This window comes from Rhizobacter sp. (assembly GCF_035702065.1).
Taxonomy (GTDB): Bacteria; Pseudomonadota; Gammaproteobacteria; order Burkholderiales; family Burkholderiaceae_C; genus Rhizobacter.
The window spans coordinates 1-17,599 of sequence record NZ_DASSRA010000065.1; the positions used below are offsets into that span (position 1 = coordinate 1).

Here is a 17,599-nt window from a genome sequence, read left to right on the forward strand (position 1 = left end):
GTGCATATGTCCAAGCCCGGCAAAGTCTTTCTGACCCTGGCGCTGCTGGCGGGGTTCGGGGCGGCGCTGTTCTTCGCGCTTCGCGGCCAGCAGGCGGCGGTGGCCGAGTTGTCGCTGGGGCCGGCCACCGAGCTGACCGGCGTCATCGCCCTCGACGTCGAGCCCTTCTTCAAGGACGAACGCGTCCGCAAGATCCTCGCCGAGAACCGCCTGCCGGTGAATGTCACTCGGGTGGGCAGCCGCGAGATGGCAGCCAAGGTGGTGGCCGGGCAGATGCCCGACTTTCTTTTCCCCTCGGGCGTGGTGGCGGCCAACCAGGTGAGCGATGCAGCGCGGAAAGCGGGCCTCTCGGTGGCGCAGTCATCGCCCTTCCACTCGCCGATGGTGATCGCGAGCTGGGCACCCATCGCCAGCATCCTCGTCGCCAACGGCATGGCCAAGCCGCTGGGCGACCGTACCTATGGGGTCGACATGGCGCAGCTCACCGCCGCCATGCTCGCCAAGAAGCGCTGGAAGGACCTGAAGGACGCGAAGGCCTATGACGTGGGCCGCAGCGTGCTCGTCTCCACCACCGACGTGCGCCGCAGCAACTCGGCCGCGATGTACCTGGCGCTCACCAGCTACGCGGTGCAGGGCGACGTGGTGACCGACCGCGCCACCGCCGTGCCGCTGGCCACCCGGCTCGCGGAGCTGTTCAAGCGCCAGGGCTACCAGGAGAACTACGTCAACGGCAACTTCGACGACTACGTGGCCATCGGCATCGGCAAGACGCCGCTCGCCTTCATCTACGAGTACCAGCTCGTGAACTACGCGCTGGAGAAGAAGGGCATCGGTGCCGACATGGTGCTGCTCTACCCGCAGCCCACCATCGTCAACAAGGTGGTGTTCATCGCCGCCAGCGAGCGCGCCAAGGCGCTGGCCGACCTGTTGGCGCGCAACGCCGAGCTGCAGCGCATTGCGGTGAGCTACGGCTTCCGGGTGGCCGATACGGGCGTCTTCATGCAGACCGTCAAGCCGACGGGCCTCGCCGTGGAGGAACGCATCACCCAGGTGATCGACCCGCCCTCGTTCGAGCTGATGGCCGAGATGATCGAGGTGGTGACCAAGGAGATGGCGCAATGAAGTGGCCCATATCCGTGGTGCTGCCGCTTGCATTCACACTGGCTTTGTCGGCTTGCGGCAAGAAGGAGGCCGATGCGCCCCCCGCGGCTGACAAGCCGGTGTTCTCCGTGCTCGCCACCACCGACCTGCGCGATGCACAGGTGCTCGAAGGCATGGTCGAGAAGGCCACCGGCGTGAAGCCGCGCTTCAGCTACGGCGGCACCATGGAGAGCACCGAGGCCGTGCTGAGCGGCAAGACCGAGGCCCATGCCGCCTGGTTCGCCAACGCCAAGTACCTGCTGAGCGACCCGTATGGCCAGAGCCGCGTCAAGCTGCAGGACAAGATCATGCTGTCGCCCATCACCGTCGGCGTGGGCCAGACAGCAGCCAAACGCCTGGGCTGGGACGACCCCGCCGTGGCCGCCAAGGTGAGCTGGAAGGAGATCACCCAGGCCGCCTCGCAGGGCAAGCTCAACTACGCGCTCTCCAACCCCGCCACCTCCAACCAGGGCTTCATGGCGCTGATGGGCGTGGTGGCGGCGGCCAGCAGCAAGTCTGAGGCGCTCACCGCCGCCGACGTGGACCGTGGCGCGATCGCCGGCTTCCTCAAGGGCTACAAGCTCGCGGGCGACAACTCCACCTACCTGAGCGAGAAGTTCATCGAGCAGCAGGGCACGCAGCCCGGCCAGGTCAACGCCTTCATCAACTACGAGAGCTGGCTGCTCTCGCTCAACAACGGCGGCAAGCTGCGCGAGAAGCTGGTGCTCGTTTATCCGCACGAAGGCGTGTCGACTGCCGACTACCCCTTCATGCTGCTGAAGGACGAGCGGCGCGAGGACTACCAGAAGGTCGTGGCCTACCTCAAGGGCGCCGAGGCGCAGACTTGGCTGGCACGCCAGACGCTGCGCCGCCCCATCAACGCCGAGGTGGCGGCCACCGTGGGCGATCTCTTTCCGAAAGAAGGCCTGCGCGTCGAGCTGCCGTTCTCGCCCGACCGGCAACTCGCCGACGGGCTGATCGACGCCTACCTCAACGAGTTCCGCCGCCCCATCGCCAGCACCTTCGTGCTCGACACCAGCGGCAGCATGGAAGGCCAGGGCCGCCGCGCCCAGCTCATCCAGGCGCTGCACTACGTGGCCGGCGCCGACAGCTCGCTCACCGGCCGCCTGGCCAAGCTGACCAACCGCGAGCGCGTGTGGATGCTGCCCTTCTCCGACCAGCCCTGGCGCATGACCTACTTCGAGCTGCCCGCCGGCCGCCCTCAGGCCAAGGGCGTGCAGGTGCAGGAGGACTCCGAGGCCAAGCAGGCCATGCTGGCCGACGTGCGCGCCTATGCCGACAACCTGCGCATGACGGGCGGCACCGCGCTCTACGACAGCGTGCTGGTGGCGCTGCGGCACATGCTGGAGCAGAAGCAGAAGAACCCGAACTACCAGTACTCGGTGGTGGCGTTCACCGATGGCGAGAACACCAAGGGGCGCAGCCTGCAGCAGTTCCAGCAGGCCTACGCCCAGCTGCCCGAAGACGTGCGCGGCATCCCGGTGTTCATGGTGCTGTTCGGCGAGGCCAAGGAGGCCGACCTGAAGGCCCTGGTGCAAACCACCGGCGGCAAGGTGTTCGATGCGCGCAAGACGCCGTTGTATGCGGTGTTCAAGGACATTCGGGCGTATCAATGAGGCACACCTTGTCGCCATCTGCTGCAGGTACACCACCACCCGCTCAGGCTGAGATGAGAGTGTTCGCGCACCACCACCCGCTCAGGCTGAGGTATCGAAGCCCCGTGCCGGCATTCGCATGCAGACCCTGTTCACTGCGTGAGGCCGCGCCGGGATGTGCGCCCGGCGGCGCAGTCCCTTTTCTTTGCTTGCCCAAAGAAAAGGAACCAAAAGAAAGGGCACCCCGTTCGCCGGTCGCCCTAGGGGCGACTCCTCTGCGCTGCTCGGTCTTGGGGGCTCGCGCCCAACTCACTACGCGGCCTGCGGCCGCTGCGTTCAGACAGGCGGCGCGAAGTCAGATGACGAAGCGTGCTGCGCACGCAGCCCCCAAGCCCTGCGCTGCTCGACGGCTCTCAAGGGCCCCGGAATACCTCGCCAGCTTCGCTGGCATCGAATCCTCGGCTCGCTTCGTTTTGCCTGGGTTTGTGGTTCCATGATCGACAAGCTCCTGCGCATCCTGCTGAGCCCCGCCAACTGGTTGGGGCTGGCGCTCGCCACCGCTGTGCTCGTGCTCAAGGCGCTGGGTCTCGTGGGCGTGGCCGGCCTGCCGCTGGCTGCCTTCGGCTATGTCGCCGGCTTTGTTGCCGGCGGCCTGTGGCTGGGCTTTCCCCGGCTCAAGGGCCCGATGTGGGAAGACGCCCTCGAGTTCAGCGACGAAGGCGACGCCCGCGAGGCCATGGGCCGCGCCTTGGCCGGTGTGCGCGGCCTGGTCGAATACAACCCCGAGAACCGCCTGCCCGCCAGCCTGCAGGCGCGGGCGCTGGAGCTGTGCAAGTCGCTGGAGGGCCTGCTCGCCCAGTGGGAGCGCAGCCAGGGTGTGCTGTCGATGCAGGAGGGCTTCCACGCGCGGCACATCGCCATCTCCTACCTGCCCGATGCGCTCAAGGCCTACCTCTCCATCCCGGCGCAGTACGCCAGCAGCCGCGTGCTGCAGGATGGCAAGACGGCGCAGGACATCTTCCGCGACACCCTGGCCGAGCTCGACGGCAAGGTGAAGCAGCTGGCCGATGACCTGGCCAGCCAGGACGCGCATGCCTTCCTCGTGCATTCGCGCTTCCTGCATGACAAATTCGGCAGGCAGGGGTTGCCCGACGCCTCTACCATCGCCTCTCCGACGGAGAAGACCTCGAATGGCCAACTTTGACGACACCCCCACCGTGGCCACGCCACTGGTGCCCAACTTCCAGCTCACGCCGCCCGAAGTCATCACGCCCGTGCCGGCCGAAGCCAGCCGCAATGCCGTGCCGCTCAAGCCGGATACGGTGTCGGCCGTCGACGAGCAGGTCGCCCGCTTCATCGACGCGCTGATGAACGAAGACGTGCACGGCGCGGCCTTCAAGAGCAAGCTCGACAGCGCCTTCGCACTCGGCCGCGAAGAGATCTCGCACGCCGCCAGCCTGATGCAGGGCCGCTTCCTGCAGCGCAACTTCGTCGGTGCGGAGGACAGCCCGGCCTACAAGGCCATCGGCGAGATCCGCGGCCAGCTTGACAAGCTCAACCCCGGCAACGAAGGCGACCTGCTGGCGCCGAACAAGATCCTCGGCATCATCCCCTTCGGCAACAAGCTCAAGGCCTACTTCCGCAAGTTCGAAAGTGCGGGCTCGCAGCTGCAGAAGTCGATGAGCCAGCTCTACGCCGCGCGCGACGACGTGCAGCGCGACATCGTCGACATCGAGGCCACGCGCGCAAAGCTCTGGGACGCGATGCAGAAGCTCGCCGCCGCCGCCCACTTCGCCACCACGCTCGACAGCCGCCTGGCCGAGCGCGTGAACGCCCTGCAGGCCACCGACCCGCAGCGAGCCCAGGCGCTGCAGCAGGAGGTTCTGTTCTACGCGCGCCAGAACCTGTCGGACATCCTCACCCAGCAGGCCGTGTGCGTGAACGGCTACCTCGCGCTCGACGTGCTCAAGAAGACCGGCCGCGAGATGATGAACGGCTGCAGCCGCGTGGCCACCACCGGCATGAGCGCGCTGGCCGTCGCGCAGACGGTGGCGCGCGCCACCGGCAACCAGGTGCAGGTGATGGAGATGCTGCAAGGCGTCAACAGCACCATCGGCAACCTCATCTCCGAGACGGGGCGGGCGCTGAACACCCACGTCGACAAGACGGCCGAGTTCGCGAGCAACCCGCTGGTCGGCATCGAGAAGATCAAGGAGATGTTCGACCAGACCTACAAGGCCATGGACGCGATGGACAGCTTCCGCGCCAAGGCCATCACCGTCATGGGCCAGAACAACACCATCATGGCCGAGCAGCTCACCAAGAGTCAGCAGTACATCGACCGCGTGCGCCAGCAGCAGGCGCGCGAGGCTGGCGGGGCATAGGTCGGGGTAGCGCAGGCGGACCCGGGGAGACCGCACGCGCGAAGCGCCGTGCTCCTCAAGCACGCCCGCGGATCTGGCTTTGCCAGTCCGCCAGGCGGCGCCCCCTGGGGGCAGGAGCGAAGCGACTGGGGGGTTACATCAGCAGGTGCTCACCCGCGTTGTCACCGCCCAGGATCACGTAGTTCACCTTGCGGATGTCCGCGAGCTTCGTGCCACCGGCGTAGCTGATCGAGCTCTGCACGTCTTCGCGCATCTCGCGCAGCGTGTCGGCCAGCTTGCCCTTGATGGGCTCGAGGATGCGCTTGCCCTCGACGTGCTTGTACTCGCCCTTGTTGAAGTCGCTGGCCGAGCCGTAGTACTCCTTGAAGAGCTTGCCGTCGACCTCGACCGTCTTGCCCGGCGACTCCTCGTGCCCCGCGAACAGCGAACCGATCATGACCATGGCCGCGCCGAAGCGCACGCTCTTGGCGATGTCGCCGTGGTCGCGGATGCCACCGTCGGCAATGATGGGCTTGGTGGCCACGCGGGCACACCACTTGAGCGCGCTCAACTGCCAGCCGCCGGTGCCAAAGCCGGTCTTGAGTTTGGTGATGCACACCTTGCCCGGGCCCACGCCGACCTTGGTGGCGTCGGCGCCCCAGTTCTCCAGGTCGATCACCGCCTCGGGCGTGGCCACGTTGCCGGCGATCACGAAGGTGTCGGGCAGCTTCGCCTTGATGTGCTCGATGGTCTTGCGCACGCTCTCGGCGTGGCCGTGCGCGATGTCGATGGTGATGTAGTCGGCGCCCACGCCTTCGGCGGCCAGGCGGTCGATGACCTTGTAGTCGTCGGGCTTCACGCCTGAGCTGATCGACACCAGCAGGCCCTTGTCGCGCATGCGGCGGGCGTAGGCCAGGTTGTCGATGTCGAAGCGGTGCATCACGTAGAAGTAGCCGTTGGCGGCCAGCCACTCGCTGATCGGCTCGTCGACCACCGTCTTCATGTTGGCCGGCACCACCGGCAGTCTGAAGCTGTGCTTGCCGAACTGGATGGAGGGGTCGCACTCCGAGCGGCTCTCCACGCGGCACTTGCGCGGCAGCAGCAGGATGTTGTCGTAGTCGAAGATTTCCATGGTCAAACGCTCCTTGTGATGAGAACGGCGCGTTGAAGCAGTGCGCGGCCCAATGGCTGCGAGCGCTTGACTTGGTGACCCGGCTGTTCCGCGAAGCCGCCAGCTGAATGGGCGGGGCAGAAACGAAAACCGGGCGCCAAAATTTGGGCCCGGTGGCGCATTCTACGCAGGCGAAACAATCCTCCTAGACTCAAGGTCATGGCGCTCGACCCCTCCACCAAACGCCTGCTGCCCTGGCTGGTGGCCATCGCGTTCTTCATGCAGACGCTGGACGGCACCATCCTCAACACGGCCTTGCCTGCGATGGCGGCCAGCCTGGGCGAGAGCCCGCTGCGCATGCAGTCGGTGGTGGTCGCCTACATGCTGACGGTGGCATTGCTGATCCCGGCCTCGGGCTGGCTGGCCGACCGCTTCGGCACGCGGCAGGTGTTCGTGGGCGCCATCGTGTTGTTCAGCCTGGGCTCGCTGCTGTGTGCGCTGTCGACTTCGCTGACGCAGCTGGTGGGCGCGCGCATCGTGCAGGGGCTGGGTGGCGCGCTGCTGCTGCCGGTGGGGCGGCTGGCCATCCTGCGCGGCTTTCCGCGTGGCGAGCTGATCCAGGCGCTCACCTTCGTCACGCTGCCCGGCCTGGTGGGGCCGCTGGTCGGGCCCACGCTGGGTGGCTGGCTGGTGCAGGTGGCGAGCTGGCACTGGGTGTTCCTGATCAACCTGCCGGTGGGCCTGCTGGGTGTGGCGGTGGCGCGGCGCCACATGCCCGACCTGCGCGGCGCGGTCGGCCAGCGCTTCGACCTGCGCGGCTTCGTGCTGTTCTCGTCCGGCCTGGTGATGGTGTCGTTGGGCCTGCAGGGCTTGGGCGAGCATGCGTTGAGCGTGGTCACCTCCATGCTGCTGGTCACCGGCGGGCTGGCGGCGATGGTGGGCTATTGGCTGCATGCCACACGCACGCCGCAGCCGCTGTTCAGCCCGGCGCTGATGCGCATCCCCACCTTTGCCATCGGCCTCGCCGGCAACCTGTTCTCGCGCCTGGGCAGCGGGGCCATGCCCTTTCTCATTCCACTCTTCCTGCAGGTGGGCCTGGGCTACTCGCCTTCGGCCACCGGCATGAGCATGATCCCCACGGCCATCGGCGCCATGTTGAGCAAGACTTTCGCAGCGCCGCTGATCCAGCGCCTGGGCTACCGCCAAGTGCTCGTCGTCAACACGCTGCTGCTGGGGCTGATGATCGCGAGCTTTGGCCTCGTCGACAAAGCCACGCCGCAGCTCACGATCCTCGTCATGCTCGGGGTGTTCGGCGTCTTCAACTCGATGCAGTTCACCGCGATGAACACGCTCACGCTGGGCGACCTCGACGCCACCACCGCCAGCAGCGGCAACAGCCTGCTCTCGGTGGTGATGCAGCTCTCCATGAGCCTGGGCGTGGCGGCCGGCGCGGCGCTGCTGGCCGCCTTCAGCGGCACCAGGTTCCACGCCACCGAAGGGGCTGTGGTCGCGAGCTTCCAGGCCACCTTCTTCAGCGTGGGTGGCCTGTCGATGGTGGCCGCCTTCATCTTCTTCCAGCTCGGCCCGCGCGAGGCGCCGGGTGTCGACCCGACGGTGGTGGACGAAGGCTGAGCGGCCTGCTCAGGCGCAACTCGCCGTCACGGTGTGGTTGTGCGCGTTGGTGGTGCTCGATGTCACGATCACCGTTTGCCCCGCCTTGAGCATCTGCAGTTGCGCCGGCGTGAAGGTGACGCTGTGGTCGTGCGTGGCCGTGCCGACGATGCTGTAGCTCCTATCGACCATGGAGTCGAGATCGGCGCGCGCAATCACCAGCGCATGCCCGTGGTTGCCCGTGATCGCCGCGTCGCCGGCGCCGCAGGTGCTGGGTGGCGGGCCGGGCGGGGGCGGCGGGGGTGGTGGCGAGGGCGACGACGAATAGCCATCGCCGCCTCCGCCGCAGCCTTGCAGCATCAGGAACACCGTGCCGGTGGCGGCCTCCAGAAAGGCCTTGCGAGTCATGCCCATGCGCTTGCTCCTCGTGCGAGCGACTGGGCCCGCGGCCAGGCAGCCCGATGGATGCGGCGGGCTTCCAGCGCTGTGTACGCACCAGCCGGGCCATCCATTGCAGAAGGGCCCCGCCTTCTAGAATGCGCAATGGATCTTTTCTCCCCCGAACAGCAGCAACCGGCCGACCGCCTGCTGCACAACCTGAACCCCGAACAGCTCGCCGCCGTCACCCTGCCGGCACGCCCCGCGCTCATCCTGGCCGATGCCGGCTCGGGCAAGACCCGCGTGCTCACCACGCGCATCGCCTGGCTGATCCAGAACGGCCAGCTCACGCCGGGTGGCGTGATGGCGGTGACCTTCACCAACAAGGCCGCCAAGGAGATGCTCACGCGTCTGGGCGCGATGCTGCCCATCCCCGTGCGCGGCATGTGGATCGGCACCTTCCACGGCCTGTGCAACCGCTTCCTGCGTGCGCACTGGAAGATGGCCAAGCTGCCGCAGGGCTTCCAGATCCTCGATTCGAGCGACCAGCTCTCGGCCGTCAAGCGCGTCATCAAGGCCATGAACCTCGACGAAGAGCGCTACGTGCCCAAGCAGGTCACCTGGTTCATCGCCGGCAGCAAGGAAGAAGGGCTGCGCCCGGGCGACGTGGAGGTGCACGACGAGCAGAGCCGCGTGATGGTGCAGGTCTACCAGGCCTACGAAGAACAATGCCAGCGCGAAGGCGTGGTCGACTTCGCCGAGCTGATGCTGCGCACTTACGAGCTGATGCGCGACAACCAGGCGCTGCGCGAGCACTACCAGCGGCGTTTCCGCCACATCCTGGTCGACGAATTCCAGGACACCAACAAGCTGCAGTACGCGTGGTTGAAGATGTTCGCCGGCCCGCACACGGCGGTGTTCGCGGTCGGCGACGACGACCAGAGCATCTACGCCTTCCGCGGTGCGCAGGTGGGCAACATGACCGCCTTCGAGCGCGAGTTCAAGGTCGAGCAGGTGATCAAGCTGGAGCGCAACTACCGCTCCTTCGGCAACATCCTCGACGCCGCCAACGAGCTCATCTCGCGCAACACCAACCGGCTCGGCAAGAACCTGCGCACCGAGGCCGGCCCCGGCGAGCCGGTGCGCGTGTTCGAGGCGACCAGCGACTTCTCGGAGGCGCAGTGGTTCGTCGACGAAGCCCGCCAGCTGCACCGCGACGGCATGGCGCGCAGTGACATCGCGCTGCTCTACCGCAGCAACGCGCAAAGCCGCGTGATCGAGAGCGCGCTCTTCAACGCCGGCATTCCGTACAAGGTCTACGGCGGCCTGCGTTTCTTCGAGCGGGCCGAGGTGAAGCATGCGCTGTCCTACCTGAGGCTGATCGAGAACGCGAGCGACGACACCAGCTTCCTGCGCGTCGTCAACTTCCCCACCCGCGGCATCGGCGCGCGCACCATCGAGCTGTTGCAGGACGCCGCCCGCCAGACCGGCCGCAGCCTGTCGCAGAGCGTGACCGCGGTGCCGGGCAAGGGGGGTGCCAACCTGCAGGCCTTCGTCGCGTTGATCGATGGGATGCGCGAGGCCACCAAGGGCTGGAACCTGCGACAGATCATCGAGCACGTGCTGCACGAGAGCGGCCTGCTCGAGTTCTACAAGACCGACAAGGAAGGCCAGGACCGCATCGAGAACCTGGAAGAACTGGTCAACGCCGCCGAGGCCTTCGTCACGCAGGAAGGTTTCGGCAAGGACGCTGTGGCGCTGCCCATCGACGAGCACGCCGGCGCCATCGCCGAAGGCATTCCCCGCGCGGTGGCCAGCGTCGACCTCACGCCCGATGCCGAGACGGGTGAGATCATGTCGCCGCTGGCGGCCTTCCTCACGCACGCCTCGCTCGAAGCCGGCGACAACCAGGCCCAGGCCGGGCAGGACGCGATCCAGCTCATGACCGTCCACTCCGCCAAGGGGCTGGAGTTCGACGCGGTCTTCATCACCGGGCTCGAAGAAGGCCTGTTCCCGCACGAGAACAGCGTGTCCGACATCAACGGCCTGGAAGAAGAGCGCCGTCTGATGTACGTGGCCATCACGCGGGCCCGCAAGCGCCTGTACCTGAGCTTCAGCCAGACGCGCATGCTGCACGGTCAGACGCGCTACAACATCAAGAGCCGCTTCTTCGACGAGCTGCCCGAGAGCGCGCTGCGCTGGATCACGCCGCGCAACCAGGGCTTCGGCTCGGGCTTTGCGCGCGAGTACCACTCGGCCTGGGAGCGCGGCTCGGGCCTCAAGTCGATGGTGGGCGCGGGCGCTCAGCCTTCGACGGTGCCCAAGAGCATGGCGCCCACAGCCCAGACCTCCGACGGCGTGGCCTTGCGCACCGGGCAGTCGGTGTTCCATGCCAAGTTCGGCGAAGGGGTGGTCGTCACGCTGGAAGGCACCGGGGGCGATGCCCGCGCGCAGATCAACTTCGGCCGCCACGGCATGAAGTGGCTGGCCCTGAGCGTGGCCAAGCTCACGCCGATCGAGTAAGGCCCGTGCCGGTCGACCGCCGGATCGTCGGCTTCCACCAGGACGAGCTTTCCGACTGGGTGGCCGAGCTCGAATGCGGCCACAACCAGCACGTGCGCCACGACCCGCCGTGGATCAACCGGCCCTGGGTGGTCACGGCCGAAGGCCGCGCGCGCACCCTGGGCCAGGTGCTGCCCTGCCGCAAGTGCGACCAGGGCGCGCCGCCCGACTGGACCTGAGCGGCCTCAGCGCAGCAGCTTGCCGTCGCGCCCGATCACCGTCACCTCGACGAAGCGCGAGCCGATGCGGTTGTCGCCGCCGAAGTTGACCTTGAAGCCGCCTGCGTCGTAGTCGCGCATGTCGGCCAGCTGGGCCAGCACCTTCTCGCGCGAGGGGTCGGCGCGGGCGCGCTTGACGGCCTCGACCAGCACCTTGGCGGCGACGAAGCCTTCCATGCTGGCGTAGGAGATGGTCTTGGTGGGCGCGTACTGCTTCATCGCTGCGTGGAACTCGCGCACCACCGGCACCGGCGAACTCATGTTGTAAGGGAAGGGCATCACCTGCGAGATGCCGACGCCGCGCGCCAGGTCCTCGCCGGTGTTCTTGAGCAGTTCCTTGAAGTTCACCACCGAGATGCTGAACAGGCGTGCCTTGCTGCCGCCGTCGCGCAGCTTCTTGATGAGGGCCGACGAGGCGCGGTTCACCGCCACCATGATCACCGCGTCGGGGTTGCCGGCGGCGATGCCTGCAGCGGCGGTCTCGATGTCGTCGGGCTTGGTGCGGTCGTAGTTGCCGGTGGCCACGGCCTTGAGGTTGAGCTTGGTCAGCGCCGCCTCGGCACCGGCCAGGCCGCTCTTGCCGAAGCCATCGTTCTGGTAGAAGACCGCGAACTTGCGCAGGCCCAGCGTGTGCAGGTGCTCGACCATGCGGGCCGTCTCGTCGGTGTAGCTGGCGCGGATGTGGAAGAGGTACGGGTTGACCGGGTTGCGCAGGTCTTCGGCGCCGGTGTACGGGGCCAGCAGGGCGATCTTGTTGTCGCTCAGCACGTTGGCCTTGTTGAGCGCCAGGATGTTGGCCGTGCCGACGAAGCCGAACAGCGCCACCGGGTTGTCCTTCTCCAGGATCTCCTTCGTGAGCGCCAGCGTCGCCTCGGGCTTGTAGGCGTCGTCCTTCTGCACCACGCGGATCTTGCGGCCGTAGACGCCCCCCTTGGCGTTGACGCTCGCGAAGTAGGCGGCCGCGCCGGCCGAGTACTCGTCGCCCGTGCCGGCGATCACGCCGGTGAGCGGCACCACCTGGCCGATGACGACCTCGCTGGCGGCGTGGGCCGGCAGGGCCCCGAAGGCGAGTGCGGTGGCGGTCAGCCACGTCGCACACAGGGATTGAACCGACACACGGACACGACGCATCGCAAGTCTCCAGGCTTGTAGGGTGCGCCGCAGTCTAGGCGTGCTTGCGCGATGAGCGCACAGCCGTGGAGCATGCAGAACGTGACGCTGTGCACGGTTTGCCGGGGATTCGCGTGCTGGTGTTGTGTCTCGACCGCGGTCTTTCCCGCGGCGGGCGGGAGGGGGCCGCGTAGTAAACTGCGCCCCCTTCCAAGGTACTTTGACTGGCTCCCATGCTGCACGGGTCTCCCCGCGCGGGCGTGGCCGGTTCGGAGCTCACCCGCCTCCTGGCCCGCCTGGCCGAGACGCCTCCTCCCGACGCCGCACCGGCCTTTGCCGAGCGCCTGGGCCGCTGGCTTGGCTGGACTGACGCCATCGCGTTGTCCAGCGCGCTGAACGTCGGCCCGGCCCGTGTCGACGCCGGCGCGACGTCGAACACCGCAGGCAGCGAGGAGGCGGACTACCAGCGCGTTCGCACGGCCCTGGCGGCATCCATTGCTGCCGGCCCGGGCGACGATGCCGCGGCGAGCCCGACCGACTTCGCTCCGCACCGCCGCCACTGCCTTGCGCAGCAGCAGGCGATGCACGACGCGATCGCCGCGTTGAGGCAGCGCCTGCGCGATGCGCTCTCGCACCGCTCGCCCGAGCACGCGCGCCTGGCGGCCATCGACGCCGTCATGGACCGCGCACTCAGCACCCAGGAGCGCACGCTGCTCGGCCTGGTGCCGATGCGGCTTCACTCCCACTTCGACCGGATGGCACGCGCCGCCCGCGACAACAACGACGACACCCGCTGGCCGGACGCCTTCCGGCAGGACATGGAACGTGTCCTCCTCGCCGAACTCGCGCACCGGCTGCTGCCTGCGCAGGGTTTGCTGGCCAGCCTTCACCCATCGGAAGCCCCATGAACCGACCCCTCCACCACACCGCCTTCGCAGCGGGTCTGATCGCCGTCGCCTGGGTGGGCGCGGGCTACTTCCCCGGCCACCTGCTTGCCCTGTCGCTGGTGGGGCTGATCGCCGCCTTCTACCTGCTCGGCGCGTTCGAGCTGCATCGCTTCCAGCAGGCAAGCGACAGCCTGGGCCGCGCGCTGCAGGGCGCATCAGCGCAGGCTCCGTCTTCGTTGCCGGAGTGGCTGGCGACCTTGCACCCCAGCCTGCTTGCCAGCGTGCGCCTGCGCGTGGAGGGCGGCCGAGCGGCCCTGCCGGGCCCGTCGCTCACGCCCTACCTGACCGGGCTGCTGGTGTTGCTGGGCATGCTGGGCACCTTCCTCGGCATGGTGGTCACGCTCAAGGGCACGGGTCTGGCGCTCGAACACGCCACGGACGTGGAAGCGATCCGCGCCTCGCTCGCGTCGCCGGTGCAAGGCCTGGGGCTGGCCTTCGGCTGTTCGGTGGCCGGCGTGGCGGCATCGGCCATGCTCGGGCTGATGTCGGCCCTGGCGCGCCGCGAACGCCTGCGGCTGGTGCAGCAGCTCGACGCGCTGCGGGCCGGCCCCTTGCGCGCCTTCTCGCAGGCCCACGAAGAAGCCCGCCAGCGCGAGGAATCGCTGCGCCTGCTGCGGGCGCAGGCCGAGGCCATGCCGGCCGTGGTGAGCGAACTGCGCGGCCTGGTCGAGCAAGTGGCGAAGCAGGGCCAGGCCTTGCACGAACGCCTGCTCGACAACCAGACGAGCTTCCAGGCCGAGACGCAGCGTGCCTACAAAGACCTGGCCGCTTCGGTGGACCAGTCGCTGCGCAGCAGCCTGGCCGACAGCGCGCGCCTGGCCGGCGCCGCGATCGAGCCGGCCGTGCAGGCCACCATGGCCGGGCTGGCGCGCGAAGCCGGCGTGCTGCGCGAGGCTTTCTCCGAAGGCTGGCAGGGGGTGCTGGCAGCGCAGCGCGAGCAGGCTGCCGCCGCGGCCGCGGAGGTGCAGGCGGCACTCGACCGGGTGGCTGCCAGCTTTGCCACCCGCGCCGATGCCCTGGTCGAGGGCGTGGCGGCGCAACAAGCCGTCCTGGTCGAACACAACCGTGTCGGATGGTCCGCGACGCAGAAGGTGTTCGAGGGCCATGCGGCAGCGCTGCTGCAGGGCGTGGCCGATGCGCAAGCGAAAGCGCAGGCCGAGGCGGCCTCGCGCGAGACCGAACGGCTTGCGGCCTTCCACGAGGGCCTCGGCGCCACAAGCCGCGCGCTGGGCCAACAGTTCGAGCGCAGCGAGCAGGCCCTGGCCGCGCGCCAGCAGCAGATCTGCAGCACGCTGGAAGCCACGGCCCAGGCCATCACCGCGCAGGCCGAGGCGCATGCGCGCGCCACCATCGACGAGATCACGCGCCTGGTGCAATCGGCCTCGGAGGCGCCGCGCGCGGCGGCCGAGGTCATCGGCGAACTGCGCAGCGCGCTCAGCGACAGCCTGGTGCGCGACAACGCCGCGCTGGAAGAGCGCAACCGCTTGCTCGCCACGCTCTCGGGCCTGCTCGACGCGGTCAACCACGCCAGCACCGAGCAGCGCGCGGCGATCGACGCGCTGGTGTCGGGCACGACCGACGTGCTCGAGCGTGTCGGCGCGCGCTTCCATGAGACGGTCGATGCCGAGTCGCGCTCGCTGGAGCAGGTGGTGGCGCAGGTCGCGGTCGGCGCGGCGGAGGTGGCGAGCCTGGGCGAGGGCTTCGGTGCCGGCGTCGAACTCTTCAGCCGCGCGAGCGAGCAGCTGATGGCCCAGCTGCAGCGCGTCGAGGGCGCGTTGAGCCAGAGCCTGGCCCGCAGCGACGAGCAGCTGGCCTACTACGTGGCGCAGGCGCGCGAGATCGTCGACCTGACGTTGGGCTCGCACAAGCAGATCGTCGAAGACCTGCAGCAGATAGGCCGCGCAAGCCACGACACAGCGCACGACACGGCGCATGACACAGCGGCCGAGGCTGAGGCCGCATGACGCTGGACGACGAAGCCATGCGTGACGAACTCGACGCTGTCGAGGGCGGCTCGGCCAGCACCGTGTGGGCCGTGTTCGGCGACCTGATGGCCGGGCTGCTGGGCGCGTTCGTGCTGATCCTCGTGTTCGTGATGGCGACGCAGCTCGACCTGGCCGAGCGCCTGAAGAGCGAAGTGGCCCAGCGCCAAGCCGAGCAGCAGCGCCGCGAGGCACTGGAGCGCGCGCTGGCCATCCCGCTGGCGGCGGGGCGGGTCAGCCTGAGCGAGGGGCGCATCGCGATCAGCGGCAACGTGCTGTTCGCCTTCAACTCCGCAGAGCTGCAGCCTGAAGGCCGCCAGCTGCTGCAAAGCCTGGCCGGTCCGCTGTCCACCTACCTCGCCGCACGCGACGAGGTGCTGATGGTCAGCGGCTTCACCGACGACCGCCAGATGCGCGACACCGCGCGGGCGAAGTTCGCCGACAACTGGGAGCTCTCGGCGCAGCGGGCGCTGACGGTCACGCGCGGATTGATCGAGGCCGGTGTTCCATCGAAGGCGGTGTTCGCCGCCGCCTTTGGCGCCGAGCGCCCGGTGGCTTCCAACCAGGAGGCGGCGGGCCGTGCGCTCAATCGCCGGGTCGAGATCGCGCCGATGCCGGCGCCGAAGGGGCCGGCAAAGTGAGCGCAACCGGGGACGACCTGCTGGCACGGGTCGAGTCGGCGCGCGCGCGCATGGCGCCTGTGCCTCACCGTGTGCTGCTGGCTCTGGCCCGGCGCGTGGACGCGCAGCAGGGCGAAGCGCGACGGCAGTTGGTGGCGCGGGTGGAAGCACGTCTCGCTGCGGCCGCATCCGCCGCGGCGGCATCCGAAGACGCCGTGTCAACCGCGCCCGCCCTGGCGGCGCTGACGCAACTCGTCGAGCGTCTGGACCGCCATGCAGGCAGCAATGCCCCCACACCGCGCACGCGCATCGCGCTGCCCCGGCCCCTCAAGTCCGTGGTCGCGTTCCAGGGCACCTGGTCCCGGCTGCGCACCGAGCAACGCCTGCGCCAGGCGCTGGCCCAGGTGCCGGCGCAGGCCGGCCCACTCAACTCCGCGCACATCGTGAGCCGCGCGCTGCAGACCCTGCATGCGCTGTCACCGGCCTACCTGGATGCGTTCATGACCCACGTCGACGCACTGCAGTGGATGGAGCAGGCGAGCGGGGGCGGCGACGTGGTGCAGCGGGCGCCACGTCCCCGTGGCGCGGCACGGTCTTAGACCGCGATCTCGTCGATCTCGCGGTACACGTCGCGCAGCCACATCTTCAGGCGCTGCCGGTCCATCAGGCCCAGGCTGCTCGGGCCTTCGGCCTCCTGGGGCGTCTTGGCCTTCCAGAAGCTGCTGCTGCTGGCGTCGATCTTGTTGATGACGGAGTCGTGCAGCTTGCGGATCGACACCACCTGCGCGCCCAGCGAGAGGGCGCGCGACTGCTCGCCTGACTGCTCGAGGACCGAGAAGTCGCTGCCACGCACGTGGTTGCGCACCAGCACGTACTTGAGCGCCGGCCCGAAGCGGTCGAGCAGGCGCTTGAGCAGGTCGACCGAATCCTTGCCGGTGTCCATCACGTGCCAGTAGTGGATCGCGATCCCGCTCTCGTCGGCGAGGTTGAGCACGCCGGAGTCGTCCATCCAGCGCACCAGCGGTTCGTGGGTCTGCGCCGCCAGGTCGACCAGGATGCGCCGTTGCGGCTGGTCGACCGTGGCTTCGACGATGGCGTCGAGCGCCTCGTAGCGGTCCACCACCACCGGCGAGGCATAGCCCCCGTAGAAGCGCATCAGCGCGCCGTGCGAGCGGTCGGTGTCGAAGCCGAGAAAGGGCAGCTGCTTGTCGATCATGTACTGGGCCAGCACCCGCGCCAGCAGCGACTTGCCGACGCCGCCTTTTTCGCCGCCGATGAAGTGGATGTTGCTCATCGAGATCTTCTCCTTCTCCTTGTTGGGGTGGGCTGCGCTGGCCTGAGCGCAGCTGGGAGTATGACGGCAAGAAGCAGGCCCGCCACGGAGGTGTCATCGGATCGTCACCTGGCCGTCACGCGGCGTTCACGCGTGCTTCCTATCCTGCCGGCGCCTTCCAACACAGTGAGAACCAATTGAACAAAGCTCCCGCGCGCTCCACCCCAGACTCCGACGACACCGACCACAACACCTCGGGCAACGCCTCGTTCATGGACGTGCTCGACGCCCGCCTGAGCCGCCGCTCGCTGCTGCGCGGCGGCGTGGGCACCGCCGCCACGGCCGTGCTGGGCAGCTTCAGCCTGGCCGCCTGCGGCGGCAGCGACGATGACACGCCGGCACCCGCTCCAGCACCCTCACCCGCACCCATCACCTCGCTCGGCTTCGCCGCCGTGCCCAAGAGCCTGGCCGACACCGTGGCCGTGCCGGCCGGCTACACCGCCGGCATCCTCTACGCCCTGGGTGACCCGCTGACCGCCGCCACGCCGGCGTTCAAGAACGACGGCACCGACACCGACTACGACAACCGCGCCGGCGACCACCACGACGGCATGGAGTACTTCGGCCTCAACGCCGCCGGCACCGCTCGCGACGCGAACGGCTCCACC

The 17,599-nt window shown here is 68.5% G+C and carries 16 protein-coding genes; 12 read left to right on the top strand and 4 right to left on the bottom strand.

The features are described from left to right. From VFL64_RS03020 to VFL64_RS03035, 4 genes are all read left to right on the top strand, one after another. Positions 1 to 1,122 (top strand): hypothetical protein (locus VFL64_RS03020; RefSeq protein WP_489538904.1); only part of this gene is annotated, 1,122 nt, incomplete at its 5' end. Beyond that, on the top strand, positions 1,119 to 2,777 hold the full coding sequence (locus VFL64_RS03025; protein ID WP_489538905.1) for a vWA domain-containing protein: 1,659 nt from the start codon (positions 1,119 to 1,121) through the stop codon (positions 2,775 to 2,777). The genes VFL64_RS03020 and VFL64_RS03025, both read left to right, overlap by 4 nt. Before the next feature lie 472 nt (positions 2,778 to 3,249). Further along, positions 3,250 to 3,960 (top strand): hypothetical protein, encoded by a 711-nt coding sequence (locus VFL64_RS03030; protein WP_489538906.1) that lies wholly within the window; start codon positions 3,250 to 3,252, stop codon positions 3,958 to 3,960. Beyond that, complete coding sequence (locus VFL64_RS03035; protein WP_489538907.1) at positions 3,947 to 5,140, top strand: toxic anion resistance protein; 1,194 nt, start codon at positions 3,947 to 3,949, stop codon at positions 5,138 to 5,140. The genes VFL64_RS03030 and VFL64_RS03035 overlap by 14 nt, the downstream gene beginning before the upstream one ends. A 133-nt stretch (positions 5,141 to 5,273) precedes the next feature. Here the strand turns inward: VFL64_RS03035 and VFL64_RS03040 are convergent, their stop codons facing one another. After that, the gene (locus VFL64_RS03040) at positions 5,274 to 6,251 is read right to left on the bottom strand and encodes a GMP reductase (protein ID WP_489538908.1); all 978 of its coding nucleotides are present in this window, start codon (positions 6,249 to 6,251) and stop codon (positions 5,274 to 5,276) included. A gap of 198 nt (positions 6,252 to 6,449) precedes the next feature. On the opposite strand from VFL64_RS03040, the gene mdtD reads away from it, so the two are divergent. Beyond that, the gene (gene mdtD, locus VFL64_RS03045; protein ID WP_489538909.1) at positions 6,450 to 7,862 is read left to right on the top strand and encodes a multidrug transporter subunit MdtD; all 1,413 of its coding nucleotides are present in this window, start codon (positions 6,450 to 6,452) and stop codon (positions 7,860 to 7,862) included. A 9-nt stretch (positions 7,863 to 7,871) separates the two neighbouring features. Here the strand turns inward: mdtD and VFL64_RS03050 are convergent, their stop codons facing one another. Then, on the bottom strand, positions 7,872 to 8,255 hold the full coding sequence (locus VFL64_RS03050) for a hypothetical protein (RefSeq protein ID WP_489538910.1): 384 nt from the start codon (positions 8,253 to 8,255) through the stop codon (positions 7,872 to 7,874). A 129-nt stretch (positions 8,256 to 8,384) separates the two neighbouring features. Between VFL64_RS03050 and VFL64_RS03055 the strand changes: the two genes are divergently transcribed. Together VFL64_RS03055 and VFL64_RS03060 are read left to right on the top strand one after the other, a co-directional pair. After that, on the top strand, positions 8,385 to 10,742 hold the full coding sequence (locus tag VFL64_RS03055; protein ID WP_489538911.1) for a UvrD-helicase domain-containing protein: 2,358 nt from the start codon (positions 8,385 to 8,387) through the stop codon (positions 10,740 to 10,742). Positions 10,743 to 10,747: 5 nt separating this feature from the next. Then, the gene (locus VFL64_RS03060) at positions 10,748 to 10,960 is read left to right on the top strand and encodes a DUF3565 domain-containing protein (protein WP_489538912.1); all 213 of its coding nucleotides are present in this window, start codon (positions 10,748 to 10,750) and stop codon (positions 10,958 to 10,960) included. A 6-nt stretch (positions 10,961 to 10,966) separates the two neighbouring features. On the opposite strand, the gene VFL64_RS03065 is transcribed toward VFL64_RS03060, so the two are convergent. Further along, positions 10,967 to 12,130: an ABC transporter substrate-binding protein gene (locus VFL64_RS03065; protein WP_489538913.1), complete on the bottom strand. Its 1,164-nt coding sequence runs from the start codon at positions 12,128 to 12,130 to the stop codon at positions 10,967 to 10,969. Positions 12,131 to 12,342: 212 nt separating this feature from the next. Here VFL64_RS03065 and VFL64_RS03070 point away from each other — a divergent pair, with 212 nt between their 5' ends. The 4 genes from VFL64_RS03070 to VFL64_RS03085 are packed head-to-tail and all read left to right on the top strand — an operon-like array spanning position 12,343 to position 16,257. Then, entirely contained in the window at positions 12,343 to 13,017 is a 675-nt protein-coding gene (locus VFL64_RS03070; RefSeq protein WP_489538914.1) for a DUF3348 family protein, read from the top strand. Beyond that, the gene (locus VFL64_RS03075) at positions 13,014 to 15,020 is read left to right on the top strand and encodes a DUF802 domain-containing protein (protein ID WP_489538915.1); all 2,007 of its coding nucleotides are present in this window, start codon (positions 13,014 to 13,016) and stop codon (positions 15,018 to 15,020) included. Before VFL64_RS03070 ends, VFL64_RS03075 begins: the two co-directional genes overlap by 4 nt. A 17-nt stretch (positions 15,021 to 15,037) precedes the next feature. Continuing rightward, the gene (locus tag VFL64_RS03080) at positions 15,038 to 15,679 is read left to right on the top strand and encodes an OmpA family protein (RefSeq protein ID WP_489538919.1); all 642 of its coding nucleotides are present in this window, start codon (positions 15,038 to 15,040) and stop codon (positions 15,677 to 15,679) included. Further along, a complete protein-coding gene (locus VFL64_RS03085) occupies positions 15,676 to 16,257 on the top strand; it encodes a DUF2894 domain-containing protein (RefSeq protein ID WP_489538916.1) in 582 nt (193 codons plus the stop codon). The genes VFL64_RS03080 and VFL64_RS03085 overlap by 4 nt, the downstream gene beginning before the upstream one ends. On the opposite strand, the gene VFL64_RS03090 is transcribed toward VFL64_RS03085, so the two are convergent. Further along, entirely contained in the window at positions 16,254 to 16,952 is a 699-nt protein-coding gene (locus VFL64_RS03090) for a P-loop NTPase family protein (RefSeq protein ID WP_489538917.1), read from the bottom strand. The two genes, VFL64_RS03085 and VFL64_RS03090, sit on opposite strands and share 4 nt — an antisense overlap. A gap of 176 nt (positions 16,953 to 17,128) precedes the next feature. On the opposite strand from VFL64_RS03090, the gene VFL64_RS03095 reads away from it, so the two are divergent. Next, positions 17,129 to 17,599 (top strand): alkaline phosphatase PhoX (locus VFL64_RS03095; protein WP_489538918.1); only part of this gene is annotated, 471 nt, incomplete at its 3' end.

Bases quoted from the DNA above. Each gene is read 5' to 3' on its own strand.
- VFL64_RS03065 (WP_489538913.1), bottom strand. From the start codon at position 12,130: ATGCGTCGTGTCCGTGTGTCGGTTCAATCCCTGTGTGCGACGTGGCTG.
- VFL64_RS03040 (WP_489538908.1), bottom strand. From the start codon at position 6,251: ATGGAAATCTTCGACTACGACAACATCCTGCTGCTGCCGCGCAAGTGC.
- VFL64_RS03090 (WP_489538917.1), bottom strand. From the start codon at position 16,952: ATGAGCAACATCCACTTCATCGGCGGCGAAAAAGGCGGCGTCGGCAAG.
- VFL64_RS03025 (WP_489538905.1), top strand. From the start codon at position 1,119: ATGAAGTGGCCCATATCCGTGGTGCTGCCGCTTGCATTCACACTGGCT.
- VFL64_RS03055 (WP_489538911.1), top strand. From the start codon at position 8,385: ATGGATCTTTTCTCCCCCGAACAGCAGCAACCGGCCGACCGCCTGCTG.
- VFL64_RS03075 (WP_489538915.1), top strand. From the start codon at position 13,014: ATGAACCGACCCCTCCACCACACCGCCTTCGCAGCGGGTCTGATCGCC.
- VFL64_RS03070 (WP_489538914.1), top strand. From the start codon at position 12,343: ATGCTGCACGGGTCTCCCCGCGCGGGCGTGGCCGGTTCGGAGCTCACC.
- VFL64_RS03080 (WP_489538919.1), top strand. From the start codon at position 15,038: ATGCGTGACGAACTCGACGCTGTCGAGGGCGGCTCGGCCAGCACCGTG.
- VFL64_RS03035 (WP_489538907.1), top strand. From the start codon at position 3,947: ATGGCCAACTTTGACGACACCCCCACCGTGGCCACGCCACTGGTGCCC.
- VFL64_RS03030 (WP_489538906.1), top strand. From the start codon at position 3,250: ATGATCGACAAGCTCCTGCGCATCCTGCTGAGCCCCGCCAACTGGTTG.
- VFL64_RS03050 (WP_489538910.1), bottom strand. From the start codon at position 8,255: ATGGGCATGACTCGCAAGGCCTTTCTGGAGGCCGCCACCGGCACGGTG.
- mdtD (WP_489538909.1), top strand. From the start codon at position 6,450: ATGGCGCTCGACCCCTCCACCAAACGCCTGCTGCCCTGGCTGGTGGCC.